The organism is Nocardia sp. NPDC059764, assembly GCF_042732555.1.
Taxonomy (GTDB): Bacteria; Actinomycetota; Actinomycetes; order Mycobacteriales; family Mycobacteriaceae; genus Nocardia.
Genome location: NZ_JBHWHH010000247.1, coordinates 1 through 8118 on the forward strand (window position 1 = coordinate 1; position 8118 = coordinate 8118).

The 8118-nt window shown below is 69.0% G+C and carries 9 protein-coding genes; 6 read left to right on the forward strand and 3 right to left on the reverse strand.

The window, feature by feature from the left end:
- Positions 1-144 precede the first annotated feature (144 nt).
- Entirely contained in the window at positions 145-267 is a 123-nt protein-coding gene (locus ACFV4K_RS33025; RefSeq protein ID WP_379280210.1) for a hypothetical protein, read from the forward strand.
- A gap of 7 nt (positions 268-274) precedes the next feature.
- On the opposite strand, the gene ACFV4K_RS33030 is transcribed toward ACFV4K_RS33025, so the two are convergent.
- Positions 275-1672, reverse strand: a complete 1398-nt coding sequence (locus ACFV4K_RS33030) for an amidase (protein WP_379280212.1) — start codon at positions 1670-1672, stop codon at positions 275-277.
- A gap of 247 nt (positions 1673-1919) precedes the next feature.
- On the reverse strand, positions 1920-2888 hold the full coding sequence (locus ACFV4K_RS33035) for an alpha/beta fold hydrolase (protein WP_379280214.1): 969 nt from the start codon (positions 2886-2888) through the stop codon (positions 1920-1922).
- A gap of 53 nt (positions 2889-2941) precedes the next feature.
- On the opposite strand from ACFV4K_RS33035, the gene ACFV4K_RS33040 reads away from it, so the two are divergent.
- From ACFV4K_RS33040 to fadD8, 3 genes are read left to right on the forward strand one after another with little or no spacing between them, the layout of a single operon-like run.
- Positions 2942-3790, forward strand: coding sequence for an SDR family NAD(P)-dependent oxidoreductase (locus ACFV4K_RS33040; RefSeq protein ID WP_379280216.1), 849 nt, complete (start codon positions 2942-2944; stop codon positions 3788-3790).
- Positions 3791-3836: 46 nt separating this feature from the next.
- Positions 3837-5030, forward strand: coding sequence for a Nonspecific lipid-transfer protein (locus tag ACFV4K_RS33045; RefSeq protein WP_379280217.1), 1194 nt, complete (start codon positions 3837-3839; stop codon positions 5028-5030).
- Positions 5031-5053: 23 nt separating this feature from the next.
- The gene (gene fadD8, locus ACFV4K_RS33050; RefSeq protein ID WP_379280219.1) at positions 5054-6661 is read left to right on the forward strand and encodes a fatty-acid--CoA ligase FadD8; all 1608 of its coding nucleotides are present in this window, start codon (positions 5054-5056) and stop codon (positions 6659-6661) included.
- Between the two features lie 19 nt (positions 6662-6680).
- On the opposite strand, the gene ACFV4K_RS33055 is transcribed toward fadD8, so the two are convergent.
- A complete protein-coding gene (locus ACFV4K_RS33055; protein WP_357083115.1) occupies positions 6681-7346 on the reverse strand; it encodes a DUF1361 domain-containing protein in 666 nt (221 codons plus the stop codon).
- A 148-nt stretch (positions 7347-7494) separates the two neighbouring features.
- On the opposite strand from ACFV4K_RS33055, the gene ACFV4K_RS33060 reads away from it, so the two are divergent.
- Entirely contained in the window at positions 7495-7782 is a 288-nt protein-coding gene (locus ACFV4K_RS33060) for a hypothetical protein (protein WP_379280221.1), read from the forward strand.
- Positions 7775-8116 (forward strand): hypothetical protein, encoded by a 342-nt coding sequence (locus ACFV4K_RS33065; RefSeq protein WP_379280222.1) that lies wholly within the window; start codon positions 7775-7777, stop codon positions 8114-8116. Before ACFV4K_RS33060 ends, ACFV4K_RS33065 begins: the two co-directional genes overlap by 8 nt.
- The last annotated feature ends 2 nt before the right edge of the window (positions 8117-8118 follow it).

An 8118-nucleotide genomic window follows, 5' to 3' on the forward strand; every position in this document is an offset into this window, starting at 1 on the left:
TTTGGGCACGTGTCCACAACCGGCCCCGGCCGGGGCCGGCAAACCCCCCTTTTGGTTTTTAGGGTAATTTTTCGTTTTAACGGGGTGTCGTGTCGCCCGCCCCCCCCCGGGTGGGGTGGTGGCGACTCCCCACTCAGGAATACCGTGCACGCAGGCAGTTTCCGCCGTCTGCTCGCCCTCGCCGCCGTCACCTCGGCCGCCGTCCTCACGCTGCCGAGTGCGGCGTGGGCGGCCGGATCGATATCCTACCCGAAGAACATCTCCTGAGCCGCCGTCAGTCCTGGATACGGCGGAAGGGCCGCTCCGCCTCCAGGGTGTAGGCGAGTTCGAGCAGGGTGCGTTCGTCGCCGTGCGCGGCGGAGAGCATCATGCCGATGGGGAGGCCGTCGGCGGACGCGCCCAGGGGCAGTGAAAGGGCCGGTGCACCCGTCACATTCGCCAGCGGGGTGTAGGTGACGTAGTTCAGCAGGCGCTCGAAGACCTCGTCGAAGGGCTGGTCTGGACTCAGGTACCCCAGGTGCGGCGTCACGCTCGCCAGCACCGGCGACACCACGAGCTCGACATCGCGGAAGGACGCCGCGTAGGCCTGACGGATGCGGGAGAGCCGGTACAGCACCGCGGGTGAGCGCAGCACGGATCCGCCGAACCGCGCGGCCAGGCCACGGGTGAACGGGTCCAGGCGGGCGGCGTCGAAGGAGCGGTCGAGGGTGAGTTTGCCGGTGCGGCCCAACAGGAACGCCAGCATCGCCCAGTAGGTGGCGAAGTCGTCGGCGAACCCGCGATCCACCGGGTAGGCCAGAGTGCGCACCTCGTGGCCCAAACTCTCCAGCAATGCGATGGTGTCGTCGTGCACGGCCCGAACCTGGGGGTCGAGCGGAGCGCCGGTGATGGGTTCGGTGAGCACTCCGATCCGCAGTCGCCGTTGCGCCGGACCTTCGACCAGACCCACCGGCGGCAGCGCCGGATTCCGCCAGAAACGCTCGGCGGCAGCGAAATACGTGGCCGTGTCGCGGACAGTGCGCGTGAGCACACCCTCCGAGACGAGGTTGATCGGCATCGAGCGAGCCTGCGGACCATCGATGTGGCGTCCCCGGGTCGGCTTCAATCCGACCAGCCCACAACAGGCGGCGGGGATGCGGATCGAGCCGCCCCCGTCATTACCGTGCGCGATCGGCACCACGCCCGCCGCGACCATGGCGGCCGCACCACCCGACGACGCGCCGGACGAATAGCCCGTGGCCCACGGATTGTGCGTCGGCGCGGCATCCACGAATTCGGTCGTGGCATTCAGCCCGAACTCCGGCAACGTGGTCTTCCCGAGCAGGGTCATCCCGGTACTGAGGAACTGTTTGGTGAAGGGTCCGTGCGCTTTCGCGGGCCGCGCCCGCCACGCCGCACTCCCGTGCTGGGTCGGCATCCCGGACACATCGGTGTTGTCCTTGACGTACGTCGGCACACCGTAGAGCAGCGCCTCCCGCTCCCCCGACACCAGCGGCGTATCCAGATCCACCACCAACGCGTTCAACTCCGGATTCACCCGAGCCGCCCGCTCCCGCGCCGCCTTGGCCACCTCCGCCGCGCTGAGTTCCCCCCGCCGCACCAACGCGGCGATCCCCACCCCGTCGTGCTCACCCAACGCATCATCGGTGAACGCATGAACTCGCGCAGCCATGATCCGGGCCTCCTCCTCGACTCTCCCGACTCAGCCCGACCGTACCCCCGGACTGGTCATACGAACAGAAGATGACGCCCGTACCCCGAATCATGACCGGTCCTGCACCGCAATGTCCGGTTCTCCCCCCACCCACCGTCAGCCCAGGTCGAGGCTCTTCGGCGCGGTTGCACCATCGGCCACCCCGGTAGTTCCGGCCGTGTCGGGCCAGAACTGCCGGGGCGTCACCTGAATTCGACGACGGGCCTCAGCCCAGGTCGAGGCCCTTCAGGGCGTTGATGATGAAGTTGTCGACCGCCTCAGGGCGTTCGAGCTGGACCAGGTGGCCGGCGCCGGGGACATCGACGACCTCGCGGAGGTCGGTGACGTTGGCGCGCAACGTGGCCAGGGGGTCGCGGCCGGCGAAGCCCTCCATGTCCGGGTCGTTCTCGCCGTAGAGGAAGTAGGTGGGGACTTCCACCTTGGCGTCGGCGTAGGCCTCGGTGAGTTCCCAGTTGCGGTCGAGGTTGCGGTACCAGTTGAGGCCGCCGGTGAAGCCGGTGCGCTCGAAATCGGCGACCAGGGTGTCGAATTCGGCCTGGGACAGCCACGGCCAGGGCAGGGCGGGGGCCTGCGGGAGGACGTCGAGGTAGCCGAGGCCGGGCGGGTTCTTCCAGGTGTCGAGGTAGTGGTAGTCGCCGGAGAGGGAGTAGTAGACCCGGGCCAGGAAGCCGCGCGGGTCGGCGGCGAGTTCGGCGTCGGCGACGCCGGGGGTCTGGAAGTAGGACAGGTGCAGGAAGTGGCGTTCGGCCGCTTTGGTCCAGAAGGCCGACGGCGGGCGCGGGGGCCGCGGGGCGAACGGGTTGTTCAGGACCACGACGCCGGCGACCCGTTCGGGGGCGCGCAGGCTCAGCTCCCACACCAGTTGCGCACCGAAGTCGAGGCCGACGAAGACGGCCTTTTCCGCGCCGATGTCGTCGAGCAGGGCCGTGAGGTCGCCGATGACGGCGGCGTTGGTGTAGGCCTCCGGGTCCGCGGGGGCCTCGGTGCGGCCGTATCCGCGCAGGTCGGGGGCCAGGGCACGGTAGCCCGCGGCGGCGACCGCGTCGAGCTGGTGGTGCCACATGTACCAGGTGTGCGGGAACCCGTGACAGAAGACGACCGGGAAGCCCTCGCCCTGATCCGCGACGTGCAGGCGGACCTCCCCGGTGTCTATCGTCCGATGCGTCAGTTCCACTCCGCCTCCAATTTCTAGAACACGTTCCTATTTCAAGGTAATGTCCAGAGGTCGTGAGCGAAATACCCAAGATTCTCGCCGGAAAGGTCGCGGTGGTGACCGGGGCCAGCCGGGGCATCGGCAAGGGCATCGCCCTGGAGCTGGGCGCGGCCGGGGCGACCGTGTACGTCACCGGGCGCACCGTCACGGCCGGGCACCTGCCGGGCACCGTCTCCGCGACGGCCGCCGAGATCGACGCCCTCGGCGGGCACGGGGTCGCGGTGGTCTGCGATCACCGCGACGACGCCGCGGTGGAGAAACTCTTCGCGCAGATCCGCGACGAACAGGGCCGCCTGGACGTACTGGTCAACAACGTCTACAACTCCCCCGCCTCGGCGCGCTGGATCGGGCGCAAGTTCTGGGAGGTGCCGCCGAAGGCCTGGGACGAGGGCTTCGACATCGGCGTCCGATCTCATTACGTGGCCAGCGTTTTCGCCGCGCCCCTGCTCATCGAGTCGCGGGGCCTGATCGTGAGCGTCTCCTCCCCCGGCGCGGTCCGCCACATGCACAACGCGGTCTACGGGGTCGGCAAGACCGCCGTGGACCGGCTCACCGCCGACATGGCCCACGACCTCGAGGGCACCGGCACCACCGCCGTCTCCATCTGGCCCGGCATCGTCAATACCGAACTGCTGCAGATGGTTCCGGCCGACGCCCAGGGCCGTCGCCTGGTCACCCTGCCCGGCGAGGGCACCTTCGACCTGGATCAGGCCGAGACCCCGCACTTCGCCGGTCGCGCCGTCACCGCCCTGGCCGCGGACCCGGATCGCCTGGCGCGCACCGGGAAAGCCTGGAAGGTCGCCGACCTGGCCGAGGCGTACGGCTTCACCGATATCGACGGCCGCGTCCCGCGCGCCGACTAGACACAACAACGAATTACGTTCCCGAAGAACAGGAGTGGACAACCCAATGCGACGCGTTTTCGTCGTCGGCGTGAACATGACGCCGTTCGTCAAGATCGGTTCCCGCGAGTGGACCTACCCGGAGATGGTCGCCGAGGCCGTGAACGGCGCGCTGAAGGACGCGGGCGTCACCTATGACCAGGTGCAGCGCGCCGCGGTCGGCTACGTCTTCCAGCCCTCGGCCGCCGGTCAGCGGGCGCTCTACGACATCGGTCTCACCGGCATCCCGGTCGTGAACGTGAACAACAACTGCGCGACCGGCTCCACCGCGCTCATGTTCGCCCGCGAGTGGGTCGCCTCCGGCATCACCGATGTCGCCCTGGCCGTCGGCTTCGAGCAGATGACCAAGGAGGCCATGGCGGGCCCGGCCACCAAGCCGAAGGTCACCACGGTCGACCACCACCTGAAGGTGAACAAGGAGCTCTTCGAGTTCTCGGCCGCGCCGATCACCACCCAGTTCTTCGGCAATGCCGCCATCGAGCACATGAAGCGCTACGGCACCACCCCCGAGCAGCTGGCCGCGGTCGCGGTGAAAAACCACCAGCACTCGACCAACAACCCCCTCGCGCAGTTCCAGGACGCGTACACCCTCGAGCAGGTGCTCGGCGACAAGCCGGTGCACGGCCCGCTGACCCGCTCGCAGTGCTCGCCCATGTCCGACGGCGCGGCCGCCGCGGTCGTGGTCAGCGAGGAGTTCGTGAAGGCCAACGGCCTCGAGGACCAGGCCATCGAGATCCTGGCCCAGGAGCTGGCCACCGACGACGGCACCTCCTTCTCCACCGGCTCCATGATCGACGTGGTGGGCGCGCCCATGACCCGCGCCGCGTCGTCGAAGGTGTTCTCGCGCGCCGGGATCACCGTCAACGACGTCGACGTGATCGAGCTGCACGACTGCTTCTCCATCAACGAGCTCATCACCTACGAGGCGCTGGGCATGTGCGGCGAGGGCGAGTCCGGAGCCCTGGTCGAGTCGGGCGCGACGACCTACGGTGGCACCTGGGTGGTCAACCCCTCCGGCGGCCTGATCTCCAAGGGCCACCCGCTCGGCGCGACCGGCCTGGCGCAGTGCACCGAATTGAGCTGGCAGCTGCGCGGACTCGCGGGCAACCGTCAGGTGGCGGGCGCGCGCACCGCACTGGCGCACAATCTGGGCCTGGGCGGCGCGGTCGTCGTCACCCTGTACGCGGCCCACACGGCGTGACCATCGGATGAATTGAGAACCCCATGAGTGCAATCGATCCCGACACCATGCTCCGGCTGCCCGTGCACAACGGGCACGCCTTGGTGGCCGGGCTGAAGCGGCATCGCAACCGTCCGGTGCTCACCCTCGGCGACCACATCCTCACCGGCGGTGAGGTGCTCGACGGCATGAGCCGCTACATCGACGCCTTCGCCGAACACGGCGTCACCACCGGCACCCCGGTCGGTGTGCTCGCCCTGAACCGGCCCGAGGTGCTGTTCACCATCGGCGCCGGTCAGATCGTGGGCTCGCGGCGCACCGCGCTGCACCCGATCGGCGGCCTGGACGATCACGCGTATGTGCTTGCCGACGCGGGCATCTCGACGCTGATCCTGGACCCGGTCCCCGCGTTCGTGCAGCGCGCCCGCGAACTGGTCGACATGGTGCCGACGCTGACCAAGATCCTGGTGCTGGGCCCGGTGCCCGAGCAGCTCGCCGACGTCGGCGTGGACATCCTGGCCGCCGCCGACAAGTACGAGCCGCGCGCGGTCGAGGCGACCGAACTGCTGCCCTCGGACGTCATCTCGATCAGCTACACCGGCGGCACCACCGGCAAGCCCAAGGGCGTCATCGGCACGGCGCAGACCATGAACGCCATGACGCAGATCCAGCTCTCCGAGTGGGAATGGCCCAAGCAGCCGAAATTCCTGATCTGCACCCCGCTCTCGCACGCGGGCGCGGCGTTCTTCCTGCCGGTCGTGCTACTGGGCGGGCAGTGCGTGGTGCTGCCGCGTTTCGACGCGGGCGAGGTGCTGCGCGCGATCGAGGAGCACAAGATCTCGGCGACCATGCTGGTGCCGTCGATGCTGTACGCGCTGCTCGACCACCCGGACTCCAAGGCGCGGGACCTGTCCTCGCTGGAGACCGTGTACTACGGCGCGTCCGCGATCGACCCGAATCGGTTGCAGGAGGCCATCGATCGGTTCGGGCCCATCTTCGCCCAGTATTTCGGGCAGTCCGAGGCGCCGATGGCGATCAGCTACCTGGGCAAGGACGAGCACGACAAGGCGCGGCTCACCTCGTGCGGCCGGCCCTCCACCGCGGTGCGCGTGGCGCTGCTCGACGGTGAGGACAAGCAGGTTCCGCAGGGCGAGGTCGGCGAGATCTGCGTCTCCGGGCCGCTGCTCGCGGGCGGCTACCTGAACCTGCCCGAGGTCACCGCCGACACCTTCAAGAACGGGTGGCTGCGCACCGGTGACCTGGCGCGTCAGGACGAGGACGGGTTCCTGTTCATCGTCGGGCGTTCCAAGGACATGGTCGTGACCGGCGGGTTCAACGTGTTCCCCCGCGAGGTGGAAGACGTTGTCTCCGAGCACACTCTGGTGCACGAGGTCGCGGTCGTCGGCGTGCCGGATCCGCAGTGGGGCGAGGCGGTGACCGCGGTGCTCGTGCTCGATCCCGCCACCGCCGCCGACCCCGCCGCGGTCGAGACCGTCACCGCCGAGATCCAGGCCGCGGTCAAGCAGCGCAAGGGTTCCGTGCAGGTGCCCAAGCACGTGATCGTCATCGAGCGGCTGCCGTTGACCGGTCTGGGCAAGCCGGACAAGAAGGCGATCCGGGTGCTGGCGGCAGAGCGCCTCGGCATCGCCTGATCCCCCCGTGGGCGTCCGGCTAGGCGAACCTGCGGGTTCGGATCAGCCGGGCGCCCCGGCGGGCGCTGTCCACGCCCGCCTCCACCACGGCGCGGGTCACGAAGTGGCCCAACGCCGTTGCCACGAACACCGCGGCGATCAGCACCGGGGCCCAGTTCCAGCTCAACGCCAGCATCATGCGGTCGAAGGTGCCGCGCGGCTGCACCACCGGCTCCCACGAGTTCAGCCGCACCCAGCGGCCCAGGAAAACGCCTACCGCGCACAGCAAATGGACGGCGAGGGTCACCGGGGTCCGCCACGCCGCCAGTCCGCGCGCCTCCAGAAAGCGGCCCATCTCGGCCAGCACCAGGTAGTAGGCGACGAATCCGGACACGATGAATACGCCGTACACCGGCAGAATCGTCGTCACCACAGGGCCGTTGCCCGCGGCGCGGATATCGTCGCGCAGATGCACCAGATCGGTCACCACGTACGGCGCGTTCGGCAGGAACAGCAGCAACAGCACGACACCGGCCCACCAGAACGGCGAAATCGGTAGTCGTCGTTCATCTTCGGGCGGGCGCCGAAACACCAGCAGCGCCAACGCCACCGGGATCCAGGCCAGCACGGTGTTCCACACCATCCAGAACAGATTGCGGTCCAGCACCCCCGCGAGGCTCGGCGCGACCGTTTTCACCGGGTCCATTGGTTCATGATGCCTTGTGCGGCGCGCCTCGGCCCGCGTGTCGAGGACGCCGCTCCGGCAACACGCCCGCGACCGACTCGCCCAGGGTTCGCTCGAAACTCTGGTCGACAGGTGGCGACCAGCTGTTTTACGATCGTATTATGCGGCCGTGGGATATGAGATTCCTGAGTGGGCCCTCGACGTCGCGGCCCGGCTCGGTATCGCGCCGGAAGAGGTCCTGCGGGTCCTCACCGGACCCGGCCGGCGCTGGCCGCGACCGGTGCGCGGGACGGGCGGACTACCCGCCCTCATGATCATCGGCCGCACCGGCGCCGGGCTGCCGCTCGCGGTGGTGGTTCGCCCGCTGTCGCAGTGGGACCAGCAGGTCATCGGCGTCCGGCCGGTGACCGGACGGCTTCTCGCCCAGTTCGAACAATGGGAGGCGGACCATGAGTGACCATCCGGACCAGGGGTACCCGAACACGGCGGCCGAGGCGCGCGATTTCCTCGACAGCCTCACCTTCGACGAGGACGCCCCCGAACCCGATCTCCCCGGCCCCGACACCCCCGTCACGGTGCTGCGCACGGTCCGGCTCCCCTACGCCATGGATCAACGCATCCGCGCCGAGGCCGACCACCGCGGCGTCAGCATGTCCGACCTGATCCGCGACTTCCTCACCATCGAGCTGGCCGCCCTCGACGACGATACCCCCATCAGCCGCGCCGACGTCCGTCGCGCGCTGTCCGCCGCGCTGGCGAATCTCTCACCGGTCCACGGTCATCGGAGCTGACA

Excerpts from the sequence above, each read along its gene's own strand:
- ACFV4K_RS33030 (WP_379280212.1), bottom strand. The coding sequence starts at position 1,672 with ATGGCTGCGCGAGTTCATGCGTTCACCGATGATGCGTTGGGTGAGCAC.
- ACFV4K_RS33045 (WP_379280217.1), top strand. The coding sequence starts at position 3,837 with ATGCGACGCGTTTTCGTCGTCGGCGTGAACATGACGCCGTTCGTCAAG.
- fadD8 (WP_379280219.1), top strand. The coding sequence starts at position 5,054 with ATGAGTGCAATCGATCCCGACACCATGCTCCGGCTGCCCGTGCACAAC.
- ACFV4K_RS33055 (WP_357083115.1), bottom strand. The coding sequence starts at position 7,346 with ATGGACCCGGTGAAAACGGTCGCGCCGAGCCTCGCGGGGGTGCTGGAC.
- ACFV4K_RS33065 (WP_379280222.1), top strand. The coding sequence starts at position 7,775 with ATGAGTGACCATCCGGACCAGGGGTACCCGAACACGGCGGCCGAGGCG.